Source organism: Flavobacterium frigidum, from assembly GCF_048286735.1.
In the GTDB taxonomy this organism is placed as follows: Bacteria; Bacteroidota; Bacteroidia; order Flavobacteriales; family Flavobacteriaceae; genus Flavobacterium.
This window is the reverse complement of the sequence record NZ_JBLVPU010000004.1, coordinates 171,547-193,446: the sequence shown is the minus strand read 5'-3', so window position 1 is coordinate 193,446 and position 21,900 is coordinate 171,547. Positions and strand designations below refer to the sequence as shown.

20 protein-coding genes are annotated in these 21,900 nt (G+C 32.8%); 13 read left to right on the top strand and 7 right to left on the bottom strand.

Features of this window, described 5'->3' with window-relative positions; all coding sequences use genetic code 11:
* The 4 genes from ACNQGO_RS04310 to rnr all read right to left on the bottom strand — a co-directional run.
* On the bottom strand, positions 1–217 hold a 217-nt coding region (locus ACNQGO_RS04310; RefSeq protein WP_417984364.1), incomplete at its 3' end, for a transposase.
* A 112-nt stretch (positions 218–329) separates the two neighbouring features.
* Complete coding sequence (locus ACNQGO_RS04305; RefSeq protein WP_417984362.1) at positions 330–1,007, bottom strand: LysE family translocator; 678 nt, start codon at positions 1,005–1,007, stop codon at positions 330–332.
* Between the two features lie 44 nt (positions 1,008–1,051).
* Entirely contained in the window at positions 1,052–1,765 is a 714-nt protein-coding gene (locus ACNQGO_RS04300; protein ID WP_417947888.1) for a head GIN domain-containing protein, read from the bottom strand.
* 5 nt (positions 1,766–1,770) lie between these two features.
* Positions 1,771–3,960: a ribonuclease R gene (gene rnr, locus ACNQGO_RS04295; protein ID WP_417984360.1), complete on the bottom strand. Its 2,190-nt coding sequence runs from the start codon at positions 3,958–3,960 to the stop codon at positions 1,771–1,773.
* 118 nt (positions 3,961–4,078) lie between these two features.
* Between rnr and ACNQGO_RS04290 the strand changes: the two genes are divergently transcribed.
* The 3 genes from ACNQGO_RS04290 to ACNQGO_RS04280 all read left to right on the top strand — a co-directional run bounded on the left by ACNQGO_RS04290 (position 4,079) and on the right by ACNQGO_RS04280 (position 6,792).
* Positions 4,079–4,312, top strand: coding sequence for a DUF2007 domain-containing protein (locus ACNQGO_RS04290; protein ID WP_417984358.1), 234 nt, complete (start codon positions 4,079–4,081; stop codon positions 4,310–4,312).
* Positions 4,313–5,029: 717 nt separating this feature from the next.
* Complete coding sequence (rpiB, locus tag ACNQGO_RS04285; RefSeq protein WP_417984356.1) at positions 5,030–5,461, top strand: ribose 5-phosphate isomerase B; 432 nt, start codon at positions 5,030–5,032, stop codon at positions 5,459–5,461.
* A gap of 191 nt (positions 5,462–5,652) precedes the next feature.
* Entirely contained in the window at positions 5,653–6,792 is a 1,140-nt protein-coding gene (locus ACNQGO_RS04280) for an ATP-binding protein (RefSeq protein ID WP_417984354.1), read from the top strand.
* On the opposite strand, the gene ACNQGO_RS04275 is transcribed toward ACNQGO_RS04280, so the two are convergent.
* A complete protein-coding gene (locus ACNQGO_RS04275; RefSeq protein ID WP_417984353.1) occupies positions 6,775–7,059 on the bottom strand; it encodes a DUF1294 domain-containing protein in 285 nt (94 codons plus the stop codon). The two genes, ACNQGO_RS04280 and ACNQGO_RS04275, sit on opposite strands and share 18 nt — an antisense overlap.
* 53 nt (positions 7,060–7,112) lie before the next feature.
* Between ACNQGO_RS04275 and ACNQGO_RS04270 the strand changes: the two genes are divergently transcribed.
* Positions 7,113–9,236: a Tex family protein gene (locus ACNQGO_RS04270; RefSeq protein WP_417984351.1), complete on the top strand. Its 2,124-nt coding sequence runs from the start codon at positions 7,113–7,115 to the stop codon at positions 9,234–9,236.
* A gap of 41 nt (positions 9,237–9,277) precedes the next feature.
* Here ACNQGO_RS04270 and tatA read toward each other — a convergent pair whose 3' ends face one another.
* Entirely contained in the window at positions 9,278–9,451 is a 174-nt protein-coding gene (gene tatA / locus ACNQGO_RS04265; protein WP_066075957.1) for a twin-arginine translocase TatA/TatE family subunit, read from the bottom strand.
* Positions 9,452–9,663: 212 nt separating this feature from the next.
* Here tatA and ACNQGO_RS04260 point away from each other — a divergent pair, with 212 nt between their 5' ends.
* From ACNQGO_RS04260 to ACNQGO_RS04230, 7 genes are read left to right on the top strand one after another with little or no spacing between them, the layout of a single operon-like run.
* Complete coding sequence (locus ACNQGO_RS04260; RefSeq protein WP_417971717.1) at positions 9,664–10,161, top strand: peptidase; 498 nt, start codon at positions 9,664–9,666, stop codon at positions 10,159–10,161.
* Positions 10,162–10,198: 37 nt separating this feature from the next.
* Positions 10,199–11,698 (top strand): GH3 family acyl-acid amido synthetase, encoded by a 1,500-nt coding sequence (locus ACNQGO_RS04255; RefSeq protein WP_417971719.1) that lies wholly within the window; start codon positions 10,199–10,201, stop codon positions 11,696–11,698.
* A gap of 36 nt (positions 11,699–11,734) precedes the next feature.
* Positions 11,735–13,414: a DUF6909 family protein gene (locus ACNQGO_RS04250; RefSeq protein WP_417984349.1), complete on the top strand. Its 1,680-nt coding sequence runs from the start codon at positions 11,735–11,737 to the stop codon at positions 13,412–13,414.
* Positions 13,415–13,421: 7 nt separating this feature from the next.
* Positions 13,422–14,405: a hypothetical protein gene (locus ACNQGO_RS04245; protein ID WP_417971723.1), complete on the top strand. Its 984-nt coding sequence runs from the start codon at positions 13,422–13,424 to the stop codon at positions 14,403–14,405.
* A gap of 33 nt (positions 14,406–14,438) precedes the next feature.
* Positions 14,439–15,749 carry an MATE family efflux transporter gene (locus tag ACNQGO_RS04240; RefSeq protein WP_417984347.1) on the top strand — a complete coding sequence of 437 codons (1,311 nt, stop codon included), beginning with the start codon at positions 14,439–14,441 and terminating at the stop codon, positions 15,747–15,749.
* Positions 15,750–15,780: 31 nt separating this feature from the next.
* Positions 15,781–16,845: a hypothetical protein gene (locus ACNQGO_RS04235; protein ID WP_417971727.1), complete on the top strand. Its 1,065-nt coding sequence runs from the start codon at positions 15,781–15,783 to the stop codon at positions 16,843–16,845.
* Positions 16,817–18,121: an O-antigen ligase family protein gene (locus ACNQGO_RS04230; RefSeq protein ID WP_417984345.1), complete on the top strand. Its 1,305-nt coding sequence runs from the start codon at positions 16,817–16,819 to the stop codon at positions 18,119–18,121. The genes ACNQGO_RS04235 and ACNQGO_RS04230 overlap by 29 nt, the downstream gene beginning before the upstream one ends.
* Here the strand turns inward: ACNQGO_RS04230 and ACNQGO_RS04225 are convergent.
* Positions 18,057–19,163 (bottom strand): glycosyltransferase, encoded by a 1,107-nt coding sequence (locus ACNQGO_RS04225; RefSeq protein ID WP_417976091.1) that lies wholly within the window; start codon positions 19,161–19,163, stop codon positions 18,057–18,059. The two genes, ACNQGO_RS04230 and ACNQGO_RS04225, sit on opposite strands and share 65 nt — an antisense overlap.
* A gap of 289 nt (positions 19,164–19,452) precedes the next feature.
* Between ACNQGO_RS04225 and ACNQGO_RS04220 the strand changes: the two genes are divergently transcribed.
* Complete coding sequence (locus ACNQGO_RS04220) at positions 19,453–20,436, top strand: UDP-glucuronic acid decarboxylase family protein (protein WP_417971733.1); 984 nt, start codon at positions 19,453–19,455, stop codon at positions 20,434–20,436.
* 110 nt (positions 20,437–20,546) lie between these two features.
* Positions 20,547–21,899: an exopolysaccharide biosynthesis polyprenyl glycosylphosphotransferase gene (locus ACNQGO_RS04215; protein ID WP_417984343.1), complete on the top strand. Its 1,353-nt coding sequence runs from the start codon at positions 20,547–20,549 to the stop codon at positions 21,897–21,899.
* The last annotated feature ends 1 nt before the right edge of the window (position 21,900 follow it).

The following is a 21,900-nucleotide window of genomic DNA, read 5'->3' as shown; positions in this document are numbered from 1 at the left end:
TTGACATAGTAAATGGTGTTTGGTTTTCCCAATCAAAGTTACCGAATTTTCTAAGCCATTTAACAACAGTTGATCTATTTTGAATGCCATAAGTCTTTGTGGATTCTGTAACTGTAAGTTGTCCTCGTTCAATTTCTTGAACAATTTGTAATTTAAAAGACATTGAATAATCTTTTTGAGTCCGCTTTACATAGTGTGTTTCTTCATGTTTTTCCATTAGGATACTTATTGTGTATCGCTATTTCAGGACGGGACATATTTAAATAAAAAAAAGCCCTGAATTTAAATCAATTAGAGACAAGGCATTTACTATTTGAAAAAAAATAGTATTAATTCTCTATTTTTTCAAACGCTTTTTTAACCATTGCTTTTTCTTCTGGGAACCAACCTTGAGTGATTAAAACCATGCCAAAAACCATCATTACAATACTTATTCCTTTTTTGATTTTAAGAATATTCACCGGTGTTAGTTTTGTTTTTAATTGCTTAGCTAAAAGTATTTTGATGCAATCGATCAATAAATAAGTAATAACTACCGATATAAAAAAAGTAATCATTCTGGAGGTTTGCATTTCTAGTTTTGGTCCCACAGAAATGATAATGGCCAACCAAAAACCTAGAACACCAATATTAATAATATTCAACAAAAACCCTTTTATGAAAAGGCTTAAATAGTTTTTTTTTACTATTTCCCTGTCAATAATATCAGTGTTTATTTTTTCTTCTTTTTTTAATTGTATGAAGGAAATTATACCATAAGCAACCATTAAAACACCACCAAAAATAAAAAGAGCAGGTTGGTCTTTTAAACTTTGAATTAACCTGTAACTCCCTACATAAGCTATTCCTATAAAGACAATATCGCCTAAAACAACTCCTAAATCAAATACTAAGGCTGCTCTAAATCCTTTTATAATACTTGTTTCTAGTAAAATAAAAAAAACAGGACCAATCATAAAACTTAAAAATATTCCCCAAGGAATACCAGCTAAAATATCGTTTATCATTAAAAATTTAAATTTATTACGCTAAAATTTAAACCAAAGTACTACTATTTTTCTAAAATAGTACCGCCAATAAATACTTCTTTATTGATCTGTTTTGGTTTACCGTAGATAAATATAGAGCCTCCAGCTTTCACTTTTGCATCCACCAATGTAGTTGCATGGATTTCAGATTTTCCTCCAGCTGCAACGCTAATTTTAGTCTGATTCGTATATAAGTCCGCTGCTTTTAGAATTCCGCCTGAAGTTATGGCTACATCTGAGTTCGTAGCTTTACCAGAAACATCAATTATTCCACCTGCATTAGCTTTTATATTCACCTTACCAACATTAATTTCAATATTAATCTCTGCTCCTGATTTTGCATTCAAATCTAAAAGTGTTTGCTTAAAATTAATATCACTTGAAACATAGCTTCCCTCGCTAGCACTGATACTTTCAATATTTTTAAAATATAGTTTTATTGTAATAGCATCACCAGATAGCAACTGTGGAAATGGCATTCTAATTTTTAATTCGCCATTTTTATTTACAGTTTCCACTTCATCTGCTCGGTCTCCAGTTATAACTATTTTGTTTTCTGAAGCTGGAATTAATTTTACATTAATTTTATCAAATACTTTTACTTCATCAAAATCTCCTAAGTTTCGGGATACCTGCGCATTTGTAATTTGACTAAAAAATACAAAGGCAATAATCACTATTTTTTTACTCATATTTCTAGTATTCCTTCTTTGGTATTCGTGAATCTTTGATTTCATTTTTTTTATTTTAATGGTTCTTCCATTCTTCTTAAAAAATTAAAATCCAGTTGTTTTTTAACTAAATCCGCATTTTTTACTTTAACGTAAATTTCATCTCCTAATTGTAATAATTTACCAGAAGTTGCGCCAGTTAGTGCATATTGTTTTTCGTCAAAGGTGTAATAATCGTCTTTTATATCTCGAATTCTGCACATTCCTTCGCATTTATTCTCGATTATTTCAACATAAATTCCCCATTCGGTAACACCAGAAATTACTCCTAAAAATTCTTGATCTTGATGATCTTGCATGTATTTTACTTGCATGTATTTAATAGAATCACGTTCCGCATTTGTTGCTAAACCTTCCATTGTTGATGAATGTAAACATTTTGTTTCATACGTTTCTTCATCAACTGATTTACCTCCATCTAGATAATGTTGCAACAATCGATGCACCATTACATCTGGATAACGTCGAATTGGTGAAGTAAAATGCGAATAATACTCAAAAGCCAAACCATAATGTCCTATGTTATCTGTAGAATATTTAGCTTTACTCATACTCCTAATCGCTAGAGTATCAATAAGGTTTTGCTCTTTTTTACCACTTACATCTTCCATTAATTTATTTAAAGCCTGCGAAATAGAGCCTTGCTTAAAATCTATTTTATGTCCAAACTTGGCAATTACAGCTTGCATTGCAAAAAGTTTATCTTCATTTGGTTCATCATGAATTCTATAAATGAATGTTTTCTTTTGTTTACCAATGAATTCTGCTACTTTTTTATTGGCCAAAAGCATGAATTCTTCAATTAAATGATTGGCATCTTTTGAAACTTTAAAGTAAACACCTTGTGGTTCACCAGCTTCGTCTAAATTGAATTTTACTTCTACTTTATCAAAAGTAATTGCTCCATCAGCCATTCTTTGTTTTCTAAGAATTTTGGCTAATTCATCCATTTTTAGCGTTGCAGCAACAATTTCTGCTGAAACTTGATATGAAGTTCCAGTAATCGAAATTTCTTCTGGAATCGTGTCATCCTTCGTTTCTATGATATACTGCGCTTCCTCGTAAGCAAAACGCTGATCCGAATAAATGACCGTTCTTCCAAACCATTGATTGACCACTTGCGAAGTTTCCGTAATTTCGAATATAGCAGAAAACGTATATTTTTCTTCATTTGGACGTAAAGAACACGCAAAATTTGATAGCACTTCAGGTAACATAGGCACTACTCTATCCACTAAATAAACCGAAGTTGCTCTTTGATACGCTTCATCATCCAGTATTGTACCTTCTTCAAGATAATACGAAACATCTGCAATATGAATACCAATTTCATAATTTCCATTTTCTAATTTTTTAAATGACAGTGCATCATCAAAATCCTTCGCATCTTTTGGATCAATGGTAAAAGTCAACGTATCACGCATGTCACGACGATTTGCTATTTCACTAGCAGTAATCGAAGTATCTATTTTTTGTGCAAACGTCTCGACTTCAATAGGAAATTCTGATGGCAATCCGTATTCAGCAAGAATAGCGTGAATCTCCGTATCATGTTCTCCAGGTTTTCCTAACACTTTTATTACGGAACCAAAAGGACTATCAGCTCTAGCCGGCCAGTCTTCGATATGAACTAAAACAACGTCGCCTTGCTCTGCCTCGCCTATTTTATCTTTTGGAATAAAAATATCCGTATACATTTTAGGGTTTGCAGTAGAAACAAAAGCAAAATTAGCCTGAATATCAATAACACCCACGAAATCAGTTTTGTGTCTTTCAAGGACTTCAATCACTTCTCCTTCAGGTCTTTTACCACTTCGTTTATTATAAACGTACACTTTAACAATATCTTTATCTAAAGCGTGGTTTAAATTATTGGTAGGGATAAATACATCGTCATCTAAATCAGGGCAGACAAAATAAGCGGTCTTTCGTCCTGTCATGTCAATTTTACCTTCGTAATAATCTTTACTAACTGCTTTGATTAAATATTTACCAGGTTCTGATTCAATAATTTTATTTTGCGAAGCCAGAATCTTCAAATCTTTTATAATTTGATTCCTGCTTTCGGTATCATCAACTTCTAGCTTGGCTCCTATTTGCTTAAAATTGAATGCTTTATTGGCACTTTGCGATAATATTTTTATAATTTTTTCTGAGAAATCTTTCCCTTTTTTTACCGGCTTTCTTAATCTTTTACTCATACATCTGTTCTTAAAAGTCTAAAATTACAAAATAGTAAACTGTAATTAGCCAACAGCGTATAGTTTTAAAGAAAATATAACTTTACAGAATAGTTGTATCTTTATAAAAAGTATAAAAATGGAAGAATTTCAGACCATTGCAATTTTTAATTATTCGCATGAAATTATAGTTATAAAGCATTTGCTCGAGCAAGAAGCAATTCATTATTTTTTTGAAAATGAAAACTTAGTTTCTGTCGATCCTTTTGGCAGCTTTGCACATGGCGGAATCAAACTCAAAATTCATTTTAACGATTTTGAAAAAGTACAAGAATTGCTAGACAACTTAAACAGCAACTTGAAAATCGTTTGAAATAGAATTCATTTTTTTGACTTCAATTTTTTGAAAGTTGTCAACATATATTTAAATAAACAAAAAGAAAAATTAAATTTAAAATTCTTCTTGGTTGTTATTATAGCGTGTTAATAGTGGCAATAAATTTATTTTAAAAAGCATTGAAATCAACTTAAAACATGTTATACCGACTTATTAACATAGTTATTTTTAAATAAAGTATTCGTTTTAAAGGAGTTTCTATTTTTAATTAACAATGGTTAATAATCCAATAATAATTCATTTTGTAAATAAGTAGTTTTTAAAAATTTGTTAATAAACTACTTTTTAATAATGATAACTATTCTATAAATTCCTCAAAGTAAATTAGGTTTTAAAAACTGGGTTTTGGATTACTTAATTTTTTAATAGTACCAAAAAATAGTTCTTATTTTCTATCTCAAGTTATCAACATCTTGTGTTAATTTAAAGTTAACTGAATATCAATCAATTGCGTTTTGCTATTAACAATGCAAATTTTTAACATTTACAATAATAAATATACATTGATTTACAGGTATTTATACATTAATAAAAATTGTTGATAACCCGTAATTATATAGCTATTAAAGGGTTACAAGACCATTAATAGAAATACTATAAGTGGTTTAATTAGCAAACAAAGAACAAAAATTTATTAGGCAATCAATAGAATAGTTTCTCTAAATTTGCAACACACAACTTAAAAGACACAAGATGAAAATCTCCATAGGAAACGATCACGCAGGACCAGATTATAAACAGGCAATTGTTGAAATGCTTATCGCTAAAGGACATCAAATTACAAATTATGGAACTGATTCAATTGATAGTGTTGACTATCCTGATTTTGGTCATCCAGTAGCCACTGATATAACAGAAGGTAAAGCTGATTTAGGAATTGTAATTTGCGGTAGCGGAAACGGAATTGCAATGACGGTTAATAAACATGCTCAAGTTCGTGCTGCTTTATGTTGGACGAAAGAGATTGCTATTTTAGCACGTCAACATAATGATGCCAATATTATTAGTATTCCGGCTCGTTTTACTTCAATCCCACAAGTTTTAGAAATGGTTGATGCTTTTATTAGCACTGATTTTGAAGGCGGTAGACACCAAAATCGTGTCAATAAAATTGCCTGCCAATAAAATTTTGGCTGCTTCGCACCAATAATAGTTTCTTAGCTCGGTTTTTACACCGGGCTTTTTTTGTTTTCTATTGACTGAATTTACGTTAATTCAGTCAACGTACTGACTGAATTAACGTTAATTCAGTCAATTAACTGACTGAAATTACATTTTTTAGTATATTTGCATCTAAATATTTAAAATTCAAGACGATGAATTTTTTAAAAAGAGAAATAGACACATTGTTTTCCAAAAAAGTTTTACCAAACAAAGTACTGATTTTGTTAGGTGCAAGACGTGTGGGTAAAACGGCTTTTATCAAAAATTATCTTTCAACCATTCCAAAACAAGAGTATTTGCATCTTAATGGCGAAGATATAGATGATGCCAATTTACTAAAAGAACGATCAGTAAATAATTACAGCCGGCTTTTAGCTAATATTAAAGTATTGGTTATTGACGAATCGCAAAATATTCCCGACATTGGCTTAATTCTTAAATTGATTGTCGATTCTATTGATGGAATAAAAATTATCGCCACAGGATCGTCCGTTTTTGATTTATCGAATAAGTTAGGCGAACCTTTGGTAGGAAGAAAAAATACGATATATTTATTTCCATTGGCTCAAATGGAATTTGCTAAATATGAAAATTTCAAGGAAACTACTCAAAAATTAGAGGAACGATTGCTTTTTGGATCTTATCCCGAACTCGAACAATATTCAGATTGGAATGATAAAATTAACTATTTGAAGGAGATAATTAATTCCTATTTATTGAAGGATATTTTAGTTTACGAAGGCATCAAACAATCCAATAAAATTTTGGATTTATTGAAATTAATCGCTTTTCAAGTGGGACAAGAAGTGTCTTTGCAAGAATTAGCTCGGCAATTAGGCATTTCTAAAAACACTGTCGAAAGCTATTTGGACTTACTATCTAAAGTTTTTGTAATTTATAAAGTACCAGGTTTCAGTAGAAATTTGCGAAAAGAAATCACCAAATCAAACAGATGGTATTTTTATGATAATGGGATTCGAAATGCAATTATAGCGAACTTTAGTCGATTGGATTCAAGAACAGATGTGGGTGCATTATGGGAAAATTATCTTTCTTCAGAACGAGTTAAGCACCAAAATTACAATCAAAAAAATGTTGTCAATTATTTTTGGCGCACGTATGATCAACAAGAATTGGATTGGCTGGAAGAAGAAAATGGAATTTTGAGAGGTTATGAATTCAAATGTAACGAAAACCGAAAAGCCAAAATTCCTACGGCTTTCGCCAAAGGGTATCCAGAAGCTAGTTTTGAAGTGATTAACAAACAGAATTATTTAGATTTTATTACCTAATAGTTCAAAAAAATAGACCAGAAAAAGCATTCCAATTTGTAAAGTAGCAAGTAACCACAACTTCCATAAATAGCTTTTTTTGGCTGTTTTATGTCTAAAAAGTAGCATTGCAATTCCTGAACCAATTGTTCCGCCAAGAAATACAAAACTTAAAAGAGTACGTTCAGGAATTCGTCTTTTTTGATTTTTAGCTAAAAATTTATCATAACCTATACTCACAAAAGCGATTAGGTTAATCACAAAAAAGAAACAGAATAAAACAGTCATTTGATTTAAATTAAAGTCAAAGATATTATTTTAGCCATTAGAAAATAGATACAATGACAAATATAGATTTCATTAAAAAACAGGTTGCTACAGCGGCCATAAACATTCAAAAAACAGTTCAACTTTTACAAGAAGATTGCACGATTCCGTTTATTTCCAGATATCGAAAAGATACCACTGGAAATCTAGATGAAGTACAAATTGAACACATTGCCAAACTTCAAAAAGAATACGAAGCAATTGCCAAACGTAAAGAAGCAATCGTAAAATCAATTGAAGAGCAAAACGGATTAACACCAGAATTAGACAAAAAAATACAGCAAAGTTTTGATTTACAGGAATTAGAAGATTTGTATTTGCCGTTCAAAAAGAAGAAAAAAACTAAAGCTGATGTAGCTCGTGAAAATGGCTTAGAACCTTTAGCGAAAATCATCATGGCTCAAAACAAAGAGGATATTGATTTCCTAGCAACGAAATATTTGAACGATACTGTCAATAATGAAGATGCTGCTTTGCAGGGCGCAAGGGATATTATTGCCGAATGGATTAACGAAAATATTTTTGTTCGTAAACAGTTGCGACGCCTGTACGAGAGAAAAGCAACCATTACAACCAAAGTAGTAAAAACCAAAAAAGACGAAGAAGGCGCTCAAAAATTCAACCAATATTTTTATTGGTCAGAACCCTTGACAAAAGCACCATCGCATAGATTATTAGCAATGCTTCGTGCCGAAAACGAAGGTTTTATCAAGTTTAAAGTAGAAGTAGATCTGGATGAAGCCTATGATATTATTGACGAATTGGTTTTAAAATCAGACAGTCCAGCTACGCCACACGTACAATTAGCCATTGAAGACAGCTACAAACGATTACTCAATCCTGCTATATCAAACGAAGCTTTACAGGAAGCGAAAGCAAAGGCTGATGCCAATTCGATTCAGGTTTTTGCTACTAATTTAGGGCAGTTATTACTTGCGCCACCTTTGGGCGAGAAACGAATTTTAGCCATCGACCCAGGATTTAGAAGCGGTTGTAAAATAGTTTGCTTAGATGAAAAAGGCGATTTAATTTACAACGAAACCATTTATCCGCATGCGCCACAAAATGAAACAGCTATGGCCATGAAAAAGATAAAATCGATGGTAAACGCCTATAATATCGATGCTATTTCAATAGGAAACGGAACGGCTTCGCGCGAAACCGAGTTCTTTATCAAGAAAATTGCTTTTGATAGAGCGGTTCAGGTTTTTATCGTTTCAGAGGCGGGTGCTTCGGTATATTCTGCATCAAAAATCGCTCGTGAGGAATTCCCTAATTATGATGTCACGGTTCGTGGATCGATTTCTATCGGTCGCCGATTGAGTGATCCATTAGCTGAGTTGGTAAAAATTGACCCAAAAGCCATTGGCGTAGGCCAATACCAGCATGATGTGGATCAAAGTAAATTGAAAGAAGAACTGGATACTACTGTTGTTCGATGTGTAAACTCTGTGGGTGTCAATATCAACACTGCGAGTAAACATTTGTTGAGTTATGTGAGTGGAATAGGCGAGAAGCTAGCCGAAAATATTGTGAATTATCGTTCTGAAAATGGTCCTTTTGAGGATCGAAAGCAACTCAAAAAAGTACCTCGTTTGGGCGAAAAAGCCTTTCAGCAAGGTGCTGCTTTTATTCGAATTAAAGACGGGAAAAATCCATTGGATAACTCGGCCGTTCACCCCGAAGCCTATTCAATTGTGGAAAAAATAGCTAAAGATTTGAAGTTGAAAGTAACTGATTTAATTGCTAACAAGGAGAAAACAGCCTTAATCAAACCAGAAAATTATGTTACGGCTGAGATAGGTTTATTGACTTTAAAAGACATTATTAAGGAATTAGAAAAACCCGGTTTAGACCCTAGAAAAGCAGCTAAGGTTTTCGAATTTGACCCGAATGTAAAAACCATTAAAGACGTAAAAACAGGAATGATTTTGAACGGAATTGTCAATAACATCACCAATTTTGGTTGTTTTGTAGACTTGGGTATTAAGGAAAGTGGTTTGGTACATATTTCTCAACTCAAAGCAGGATTTGTGAGTGATGTTAACGAAGTAGTAAAACTACACCAGCACGTTACCGTAAAAGTAACTGAGGTAGATGAGGATAGAAAAAGAATTCAGTTGACGATGGTACTGTAAATCATAAAAAAAGGCTTTTCAAATTATGAAAAGCCTTTTTTTTATTTTGTTTCTTCCTCTTTTTTATCAGCCGGCTGACCGTCTTTAGCAGCGTTTTTGAATTCTTTGATTCCGCTTCCTAAACCTTTCATTAATTCTGGAATTTTTTTACCACCAAAAAGTAATAAAACAATCGCTAATATAACAAGGATTTCTGTAACACCTAATCTTCCCATGATAGTATAATTTATTGCCAGAGCAAATTTATATTAAATCTAAGGGCAAAGGTATATAGAATTAGTTAACAGAAACAGATTTCGGTACATTTATTTGGTTTTAAAAGCGTTAAAAATTCTTTAAAAAAAATTTTTTAGCTTGAAAATGCCAACAAAATATGCCAATACAAGCATGAACAATAATTGTTATATTTGTTCGATAATCAAATGATATGTCCAGTAAAAGTCAAAGAAGGCGCAAACTCAAGGAAAATCTATTCAACAAGCGACGTTTAATCATATTGAACGAAGATACTTTTGAAGAAACATTTTCTTTGAAACTCACGTTAATGAACGTATTTTTGGTTGCAAGTATAGGAGCAATTTTAATCATTTTTGTCACTACATTTATTATAGCTTTTACCCCATTACGAGAGTTTATACCGGGATATTCTTCCTCAAAATTAAAGAAAGACGCCCTTGAATTGGCCTTGAAATCAGATTCTTTGTCGCGAGCGTTGAAAAAAAACGAAGTCTATATCAAGTCTATTCAAAAAGTATTGACGGGTGAGTTAGAATATGCAAAATTCAATAAAGATTCTATACTTTCTACCGCAGATGATGTGCCTTCTCAAGCCGATCTGTCCGCATCAAAGCAAGAATTGGAACTAAGGGAACAAGTAGCTAAGGAAGAAAAGAGATTGCTTTCTACAAAATCAAAAACAGAGTAAAAAATCGATTTTTATCTTTTAAAGAACAAAAATTAAAATGTCAATAAAATCAATTGCAGCAAAATTATTTGCACAAAAAATATACAAGAAAACCCAACTTTGGGCCAATAATCCTATTGCAACGCAAAAAAAAATTTTACAAAAATTAATCAAAGAGGCAAAGCAAACGCAATTTGGAATTGACCATCATTTTGACCAAATTAAAAATGAGAAGGATTTTGCAAACCAAGTTCCAGTTCGGGATTATGAGTCGCTCAAACCGTATGTGGACAAAGTGGTTCAAGGCCAAGAAAACATCTTATGGAAGGGAAAACCGCTCTATTTTGCTAAAACTTCTGGAACAACTTCGGGAGCAAAGTACATTCCGTTGACTAAGGAATCTATGCCGTATCATATTGAGGCCGCTCGCAATGCGATTCTGCATTACATTCACGAAACGGGTAAAGCTGATTTTGTAGATGGAAAAATGATTTTCTTGCAAGGAAGTCCACTTTTAGAAGAAAAAAACGGAATAAATCTAGGAAGGTTATCTGGAATTGTAGCGCATTTTGTTCCAAAATATCTTCAAAAAAACAGATTACCTTCTTGGGAAACGAATTGTATCGAAGATTGGGAAACCAAAGTAAATGCCATTGTCGAGGAAACATTTAATGAAAACATGACGGTTATTTCAGGAATTCCTTCTTGGGTGCAAATGTATTTTGAGAAGTTGCATCAAAAAGGAGGGAAGCCTGTAGGTGAAATTTTTAAAAATTTTAATTTGTTTATTTATGGCGGTGTGAATTACGAACCGTATCGCGCCAAATTTGAAAATTTGATAGGTCGAAAAGTAGATAGTATTGAATTGTTTCCGGCTTCGGAAGGATTTTTTGCATACCAAGATTCGCAAAAGGAAAAAGGAATGTTACTGCTGTTGAACTCCGGAATTTTTTATGAATTTATAAAAAGTGACGAGTTTTATACTGAAAATCCTAGACGATATACGATCGGCGAAGTAGCATTAGGCGTGAATTATGTTTTGATTATTTCTACCAATGCGGGACTTTGGGGGTATAATATTGGCGATACCGTTCAGTTTACGAGTTTAAAACCGTACCGAATAATTGTATCGGGGAGAATTAAACATTACATATCGGCTTTTGGAGAACATGTTATTGGTAAAGAAGTCGAGAGTGCGTTGCAAGAAGCTATTATTGGTACTACTATTCGAATTAATGAATTTACGGTGGCACCACAAATTACACCAGCTGTGGGATTGCCGTATCACGAATGGTTTATAGAGTTTGATCCCGAAGCATCGGGAGAACCAGAAGACTACGTAGCATTTGCGGAGGCGCTGGACAATGCCATGCGCAAACAAAACATGTATTATGATGATTTGATTGTGGGCAAAGTGCTCCAAAAATTGGTGGTTACACAAGTAGTTAAAAACGGTTTTCAAGAGTACATGAAGTCTATTGGTAAATTAGGGGGACAAAACAAGATTCCAAGACTTTCGAATGATAGAAGTATCGTGGATTTGTTAAAGATCCAATAAATGTCATACATTTGCAGGTTAGAAAATAAGTAGAAAATGAAAGAAACAAAAAACATATCACGCTCAAGAGCGCAAGAATCATCGGCAGCCATTGAAAAAATGTATATCACGATGCGTCATCTTTTTAACCGAGGATTTTATAAGCCAATGGGAATTTCAGGTGATACGTTGCGCGAAGCCTTATTAGCGTTAAGCCCAGAAATATATGGAAATATTGCAGATGAAAAAGTAGAATTAAACGGACTTTTGTATGTAATTGAGCGTTTGCCAGTTGGTATTGAAGAATGTAGGTTTATCAATTTAACATCAGAAGAAGGGTATTCAAAATCGCATTTTCAGGCAATAGTTCCTCCCAAAAGACGTCGCAATTGTTACCGTATCGATGAGGAGCAAATGAATGTAGAAATTACAAGAGGACGCTCGGATATTTATGATATTTTGACACACTTGACGTTTATTTTCATTGAATCACACAAAATTAGAAATAGAGTTTTACTAGATGATTCTGGTGAAGTTTCTCGCGATTGGATCAAATTAGAGCAAGCAGTTTCTCAAAAGAAGAAACTAACATTGGTAGAAAAAGAGAAAGCGATTTCGCATGCTGCTAATATTCTTGGACGAAGATTTGAAGAAGTACTGGATATTTATGATGCCTTTGGTTCTGCGGCTGCACCAGATCGCTTCTTGCACGTTATTTTTTGGTTAGGAAAATTAGCGATTGAAGAAATAGTTGAAGATAACAAGAGAACCATAACGTTTAGTCCTATTTTGAGAGAACGTTTGGGACACCATATTCACGGTGAAATTTGGGCTACCAATATCAAGGAAGTTTTAAAAGAAAATCAACTTTTAGATCGACCAATTCACGTGATCAGTGCAAACATGCACAGTGTGATGAATTCTATCTTTGCTACCGAAGTTTTGAAAACCAAGTTCAAAGACAGGTCTGATTTCTTTATTTATGAGGAGTTAAGTAAATCCGGGGCACATGAGGTTCGCAATCAAGTAACGGCAGTTGCTTTGAAGCAAGGAATGATCTCGTTGCCAGATGCATCAGGAACCAATATTGACGTACAAATTTTTGATACAGCCAAAATTGATTGGGCAAAATCATCATTTCCTAAAGCCAATACAGGAGATAAAAAGCCGGTGTTGATTGTTATGGATTATGCTTTTGGGGAACAAGCCTATGAAACCATTGATGAACTATTAAAACCCTATAAAAAAGAAACTTTGCTCAATGTAGAATCGGTTTCTATAATGGGTAAAGCAGGGATTTTAGAAGGAGGAAAAGGCGATATCATGATTCCTAATGCGCACATCAACGAAGGAACAGCTGATAATTATTTCTTTGAAAATGAATTATCCGCTGAGATGTTTGAAGGGAACGATATTGCTGTATTTGCAGGACCAATGGTAACGGTACTAGGAACATCATTGCAAAACAGGGATTTATTGAAATTTTTCCACGAATCGACTTGGGGAATTATCGGACTGGAAATGGAAGGTTCTTATTACCAAAAAGCGATTCAATCGGCATCAAAAATCAGAAAAAGTGTGCCGCACGATGTCAAAGTAAGATATGCATATTATGCCTCTGATAATCCACTTGAAACCGGAAGCACTCTGGCGTCAGGCGGATTGGGAACTACAGGAGTAAAACCTACGTATTTGATTACTATTAAAATATTGGAACAAATTTTCAACGTAAAATAATTAGTTCATGAGTTTAAACACGCATAGCGATTCAGAAATTGACATATTTCAAATTACCAGTAAACTAAAAAAAGGGTTCGAAAAGTTGAACACTTTGTTTTTTCATTGTATACAGTTTTTTGTAAATCAATGGAAGGTTGTTTTAGCATTACTAATAATCGGTTTTGGGTTGGGATTGTTTTTGGATAAGAATAATAAATTGTATACTAATGAAATTACTGTGATTCCTAATTTTGGGAGTGTGGATTATTTGTATGCAAAAATCAATTTGATTCAATCTAAAATTAATGCTGGCGATATCGTTTTTTTACAAAATGAGATAGGATTGTCCCAACCTGAAGATCTAATAAAAATTGAAATTAAACCTATAGCTGATGTTTATAAATTCATTGAAGATAAAGAGCGAAACTTTGAGTTGATTAAGTTAATGGCAGAAGTTGGAGAGGTAAAAAAAGTACTTGAAGACAATATTACAAGTAAAAATTATACGTACCATACGATTGCTGTTGTAACCAATGGGACTACTAATGAGAAAAAATTGATTACACCATTATTGAATTATCTAAATCAATCTGAATATTTTACCGCAATACAAAAGGTAGGATTGGCAAATTTAAAACAAGATATTGCTCAAAATGACACGATTATTCAGCAAATAAATGGAGTTCTTAATGGGTTTTCGGCCAATGTAAAAAGTGCATTAAAAAATGATAAGCTCATGTATTATAATGAAAATACACAACTGAATGATGTTATCAAAACCAAACAGGAATTGTTGTACATTCAAGGGCTAAACCGATTAAAATTAATCAATTTTCAAAATACAATTAAAGAGATAACATTCACATTAAATAGTGATACTTCAAAAGCAGTAAATGGCGTTATGAAATTTGTATTGCCAATAGTGCTGGTATTATTTTTTGTTTTTATTCATTTGTTCATTCGATTTTATCAAAAGCAATTAGCAAAATCAAAAGTAATTGCTTCTTAAAAAAATAATTTTCTTTTGCAAAACAAAGCCAATGTGTTAAAAAAAATTCGATACCACTTACTTACAACAGTCCAAAATCCGGTAGTTCGGCAAAGTTTACTAACCTTATTGATTCGGATTTTTGGTGTGTTTCTTTTATTTGGTTTTACTTTGTTTTTAACTCAAAAATATGATCCTAAACTAGTTGGGCAATATGATTTTGTGCGAACGTTTCTTTTCGCAATCGGTAGTATTTGTTTGCTTGGATTTGATCAATCCATATTGTATTTTCAAGGGCGTTTGTATCCTACTTATTCTTTAGGCCATTTAAAAAAAGTATATTTAAAAATGGTTTTGATGCTGTTTTTAGCTTCCTTGCTTTTGTTTCTTTTCTTTATACTGTTGGATGCTTCTGTTATTACATTATTTTTTGCGGATAATGCAACTTATTTCCTTTTATTCAAAGCCTCTGCAGTTATGTTTTTTTATGGACTTGCTATACTAAACGTTGAAGTTTTTAGAGCATTAAATGAAATAGTAGTAGCTGAATTATTTAGAAATGTTTTTAAATACCTGCCTATTATTGTCCTAGCTGTTTTGTTGGTTCAATGGCAATTAGAATTGTATTTGGTAGATGCTTTTTTATTGAGTTTTGTTTTTTTGGGAGTTGTTACTACACTACTCACTTTTTATTTTTTCACTAAAAAAACAGCTATCTGCACTACGGATTGTTTCTCAGCTTGTGAGATTATCACTCAATCTTTTCCTATAGCCGTCAGTGGAATGGCTATTTTTTTGATGATGAGTTTTGACATCTTGTTTTTAAAAAAATACCAAGGTGACGCAGCAGTTGCTTTTTATTCGGTTGCGGTCAAGTTAATGACTTTGTTGTCGGTTATTATTTTGACAGTAAATATTACCGTTTCGGCATCTATAGCAGCATGTTTTTCGAATAAAGAAATTGAAAAAGTACAGCAAATAGTTCAAAATAGTTCCCGAATAATTGTAGCGATTACGCTGCCCGCAGTTATTGGATTACTTATTTTTCCGGAGTTTGTTTTGTATTTTTTTGGCCCTAATTATATAGCAGCTAAAGAGGCATTATTAGTATTGGTTTTGGGACAAGGTTTTTGTGCTTTTTTTGGGTCGGCTCCTGTTTATTTAAACATGACTGGGCGGCAACGAATTTTTCAACGTATTGTCTTGGTTGCTCTTGGCCTTAATTTTATTCTCAATTATTGGTTAATTCCTTCCTATGGAATGATAGGTGGGGCAATAGCTTTTTCGGCAAGTTCAATTTTTTGGAATTTTGGAACAGCTCTTTTTGTGTATTACAAAGACGGGATTAAGTTGTTTTTGAGTTAAGTTTGTCACTTCTATTTTCAATCAGACCTAAATGTCTTTACTCATAAAAAAAAATAAAGTATCTTTTTTACTCCTTGTAGGACTCAATCTATTTGTGGCCTTTTCTGCCAGTTTTATTTTGCCGAAACGTTTTTTTTATGACGCTGCTATTATTGCTTATGATAAAGGCAACGAGATTGGTTATTTTGGAAGTTACCCATTGACTATTTTTTTTTATAAAATTACAGGTTTGCGTTATTTGCCTTTTTCAGTAATTGCATTGATTCAGTTTCCTATTTTAATGGGTATTTTGTATAAAATAGGAATTCCAAGCACGTTTGAGAAAGTTACTATTAAGAATATTTTGGTGTATTTGGCTTTCACCATGATTGCGATTTTTATGGCTATGCCTTCTAAGGAGTTTATTACTTTTTTGTACCTCTCTTTGATCGTTTTCTTATTTCAAAATAAGCATTTTTCCTTTCAGACTACCTTATTTATAGCCTTGTCTCTTTTTATTTTTTTTGGAGTTATCTACAGGCCTTATTTTGCGCTACTGCCTATCCTAGCTATGGGAATGTATTGGGTTACTTGTGTCAAGATTCCGAATCGTACTTTTGCAACTCTTTTTTACGGAATTGTAGTTGTAATTTTCTTGTCACTGAGTTATGGCTTTGTAAAAGGAGAATTTTTTTCTGAGCAAAGCAGAGAGCTTATAAATAGTGCCCGATTGGGATCTGTTGATGCTAATTCGAGTATAGTTTCTCCTGTAAAAACAGACACTTGGTATGGTGAAATCATAGGTATTTTGTATGGTTTTTTTACTGTAAATGTACCCCTTAACGGGTTGAAGCATATTTTTTCTCCACAAATTTTATTATTTGTAATTTGGCAATTATTTCTGTTTTATATTCTATTGGTTCGATTGGCGCGTTGCATAAAAGATAAAAAAGAATATGTTTACGAGTTATGGATGCTTCTTTTTATATTTTCTTTTTTTATCCTTCAAGGGGTTTTCGAACCTGATTTAGGATCGGCAATTCGACACAAAGCGGGTGTTTTCCCACTAATTTATTATGCTCTTTATTATGACCATTTCCGAAAAGCAATTCAATAAAGTTTTCTCTTTTTTTCTGGTGGTGATAGCTTGTACGCTAATTTTCAGGAAGCCTTGTACTTGGTTAATTTTCGCTTTCACTATTTTTAATATGCTTTATTACAAGAAAATAAAGTTATCTAGAAAGGCATTGATTTTAGCCGGTATAATCGCGTCTCCTTTTTTGTTAGAATTATTGCTATTTTGGAACAATGATTCTTTGGTTCATGGTATTAAATCTCTAGAAAAGACAGTCTCCTTAGTGTTATTTCCACTAATTATTTTGGGAAATTACAGACGCATTTCATTTCAAAAATTATTACAATTTTATGTAAATAGTACCACGTTATTAATGATTGTTTTTGCGGTACGTTTTGTATTTGTTTTTCCGGAGTATATAACTAAGTATTGGCATGGAATTCACCTATGGGAAATGGGCTATGTTTTTGCAAATTCTATCGGTATTCATGCTCCAGCACTAAATATGCACTTGGCTTTTGTGAGTATCTCAGCCTTGTATTTGTTATTGCAAAGGTGGGAAATGAAAAAGAAGATTGGACTTGTGTTTTTATCCTTTTTGATATTTGTATTCTCCTTTTTTTTTGTGCTTTTAGTAAATACTAGAATGGCTTTATTCAATGTTTTAGTTGGGTACTTATTGGTAATGTTTTCTTTTTTTGCAGCACAATTTGACCTAAAAAAGTTATTGCTTTGTACTGCGGTTATTGGTGGTGTTTTGTGTGGGGTTTTATTTCTCTTTATTCAAAAAAATCCTTACATGAAAGAAAAATATAGCTCGGTAACTTTTGCTTACATGGACAAAGTGGGGAAGCTTGACGAAATTGATCATCCCGAAATAAAGGTTTTTAATTCTCTCGTAACCAGAGTTTCTATCTGGAAATCGGCTTGGGAGTTATCTTTGCAACATTTGCCTTTTGGCGTTGGAGCATCTGATGGGAAACCAGAATTAGTGAATTATTTTAAACATACGCATCAGCATTTTTTAGGCAAGTATGCTTTTCCTACACACAATCAATTTTTAGACTCTTTCTTGAAGTTTGGTGTTTTAGGACCCCTAATGGTTTTGCTTTTTATTGGAACGATTGGTTATTTGGGGATCGATTTAAAAAATGCATTGGTCTTTTCCTTCTTTTTTCTTTTTCTTACTTCTAATTTGACAGATGATTTTTTATTGCGTTTCGACGGTATTACATTTAGCGGCTTTTGGTTTTCTATTTTTGGAAGTCTTTGGTTGCGGCAAAAAAGTAACGTTCATACATTTCCTGAAGTGCAGTAATATTAATTGTTGTATTAAATAAATCTTTACATCTTGTTTTAGCGTTTTTGCCAAATTGAGCTCTAACTTTTGAATCTTCAAGGATTTTGAAATAGATCGATAACTCCGTTAATTCTTGGTATAAAAAGCCAGTCTCCTTGTGAACAACGGTATCTTTATTGCCATTTATTTTAGTCGCAATTACTGGTTTTTGTAATGCCATAGCTTCAAGAACAGCAATAGGTAACCCTTCCCAAAGTGAGGTTTGAAGATAGATATCTAAAGCATTTATTTGCTCGTACACCTGTTTTTTTTCTAAAAACCAACCTGTTATTTTGATATTTGAGGCTGTAATTTGATTGCGTTCTTCTCCATCTCCAATCCATACAAATTGATAATCTGGAAATTGCAAAGCAATGGCATTGAATTGTCTTGGATTTCTAGCTGCAGTAATCCGACCAGCAATTCCAATGGTTAGTTTTGGATTAACTATGGCTTGTGAATAGTTTTCGATGGCAGAAATATCTATTCCATTTCTAATCATTTCGGATTTTCCTAGATGTTTTGCCATTTCAAACTCGGAGTCACCACAAGCAATGGTGATTCCGCCGAAGAATTTTTGAAAGAATTTCTCGATGTACCAATATCCCTTTTTGGACATAGTAGAAATATCAGTACGCAAAAACGCGTATCCGTGCGGCGTATAAAAAACGATTGGTTTTGGTTTCAAAAAACAGCAAGCGATTCTCCCTAAAACACCCGCTTTAGAAGAATGTAAATGGACCACATCGGGCTTTATTTTTTGAAGCTCACAGACTATTTTGTGTAATGCTCTAAGGTCTGAAATGAAGTTTATTTCTCGCTTCATCTCAATTTTTACAGTTGGAATAGTAGCAAATAATTGGCTTACTTTTTCTGGGTCAATCTCTTTGCGATTGTCACTGTATAGAATATAAGTTTGTACTTTTTGAAGAATGATTTCTTTTTCGAAATGATGGGTTAAATCTTCAAAATAGGTATAAACGCCTCCGCCTAATGCTTCAATTATATGTACAACTTTCAAATGTTTTTTTTTGCGTTAGAAACAAAAATAAAGTTTTCTTTTGCACTTTTGCAATAAGAGGCGATACAATTGATGGAAAATTAAATCTAAAAAAGCAATTTGTTGTTCTTTAGCCCCGGGAGAGGCTGCATCCTTTGCTTTTTCTTTTAAAAAGCAAAGATATAGCAGATCACGGGACGATATGTCCTAGAAAGCCTTGTAATTCCTACTTCGAATTTAAAAAGAAAGATGTGTTATGTGGGTGAGTTTTCTTCAAATCAATTACATTTGTTACGTTTAAATAATTACTATGAAAAGAATACTCATCACCGGAGCCGCAGGATTTTTAGGATCACATCTTTGCGACCGTTTTATCAAAGAAGGTTATTTTGTTATAGGAATGGACAATCTCATTACAGGAGATTTAAAAAATATTGAACATTTGTTCAAGCTGGAAAATTTTGAATTTTACCATCATGACATCACCAAGTTCGTTCATGTCCCGGGTAATTTAGACTATATTTTACACTTTGCATCGCCAGCAAGTCCTATTGATTATTTAAAAATCCCTATTCAAACTTTAAAAGTAGGTTCTCTAGGAACGCATAATTTATTGGGTTTGGCACGAGTTAAAAAGGCTAGAATCCTTATTGCATCGACTTCTGAAGTGTACGGAGATCCATTGGTTCACCCACAAACTGAGGAATATTATGGCAACGTAAATACCATAGGACCAAGAGGAGTGTATGACGAAGCAAAACGTTTTCAAGAATCTATAACTATGGCGTATCATACCTTTCATGGCGTAGAAACCAGAATTGTTAGAATTTTTAATACGTACGGACCTAGAATGCGTCTCAATGACGGTCGTGTTATTCCAGCTTTTATAGGCCAAGCTATTCGTGGTGAAGATTTAACTATTTTTGGTGATGGTATGCAAACCCGTTCCTTTTGTTATGTGGATGATCAGGTCGAAGGTATTTTTAGGTTATTACATTCCAATTATGTATTTCCAGTAAACATTGGCAATCCAGACGAGATAACCATCAAAGATTTTGCCGAGGAAATTATCAAACTTACCGGTACCAGTCAAAAAGTAGTATATCATCCGTTGCCTGTAAATGATCCTTTGCAACGCCAGCCAGATATTACAAAAGCTAGAGAATTACTAGGTTGGGAAGCCAAAGTAGACCGTGCCGAAGGAATGAAAATCACCTATGACTATTTTAAATCTTTATCTAAAGAAGAATTATCAAAAGAAGAGCACAAGGATTTTTCAAAGTATATTTTTTAGTTTACTCTCCTCTTTTATTTGTAACCAAATGAAAGAAGTGCTCTTAAACAATTTTTTTTAAAATTCGAAACAGTTTTAGGTTCTTACATGCTATTTTAATTTGTATCCTATTGAAAACAAAAACAGGAAGATATTCTGGTTACATTCGTCCATTTTCATTTGCTATTGATTTGTTCATAATCAATGTCTTGTTGTGGTACATGACTGATTTTCCTGTAAAAACACCTTTTTATCCTGTAATAATAAGTTTATGCTGGTTTATAATTGCGGCAAACTTGGGTTTTTATGAAGTCTACAGGTATACTAAAGTCATTTCTATACTAAACTGCGCCTTAAAACAATGGATATTATTTACTCTTTTTTGTCTTACCTTAGCTTTTTACAAATCAGATAATTCAAGTTTTCAAAGTATTGGTTTTTATACATTTGTAGCACTATTCTTAATTTTAATCGCTAAGCTGTCTATTTATTATTTTCTAAGAAAATACAGGTTATTATATGGTGGGAACTTTAGAAAAGTAATTCTGATAGGCAATGTAAAAAGTACTGATCCTTTACAACATTTTTTTACAGAGAATCCAGATTATGGGTACAAACTTGAGCGTGTTTTTGAACTAGAAAAAAATAAGTCTAAAACTTTAAAGGAAAGTTTTGACTACGTACTAGAGCATCAAATAGATGAATTGTATTGCTCTATGAGTGACTTAAATCAAAACCAAATTAATGAGATTGTTTTTTTTGCAGATAATAATTTAAAAACACTGAAGTTTATTCCCAGCGAAAAACAAATTATTTCTCGCAATTTTTCATTTGAATACTACAATTACATACCTGTAATCTCACTGCGAAATATTCTTCTTGATGACACCTTAAACAAGGTTATTAAGCGTGTTTTTGACATTGTTTTTTCATTAATTATCATTTTAGGAGTGCTATCGTGGTTGACACCCATTCTGGTCGTATTTATTAAATTGGAGTCAAAAGGACCGCTGTTTTTTATCCAAAAAAGAAATGGATTAAATTACAAAGAATTTATTTGTTACAAGTTCAGATCTATGGAACTTAATGCGGAAGCTCACTTGAATCAGGTTTCTAAAAATGACAGTAGAATAACTAGGGTAGGGCGGTTTATAAGAAAAACAAGTATTGATGAGTTGCCGCAATTTTTTAATGTTTTACTAGGCGAAATGTCAGTTGTAGGACCTAGACCGCACATGGTGAGTCACACCCATAAATATGCGCTTACTGTAGACAAATTTATGGTGCGTCATTTTATAAAACCAGGCATAACAGGACTTGCTCAAACAAAAGGTTTTAGAGGTGAAGTTGAGACCGATAAGGACATTATCAACAGAGTAAAATATGATATCTTTTACATGGAAAATTGGTCGATTTTATTAGATATTAAAATCATTTTTTTGACAATTTACAACACTATTCGGGGCGATAAAAAAGCATATTGAT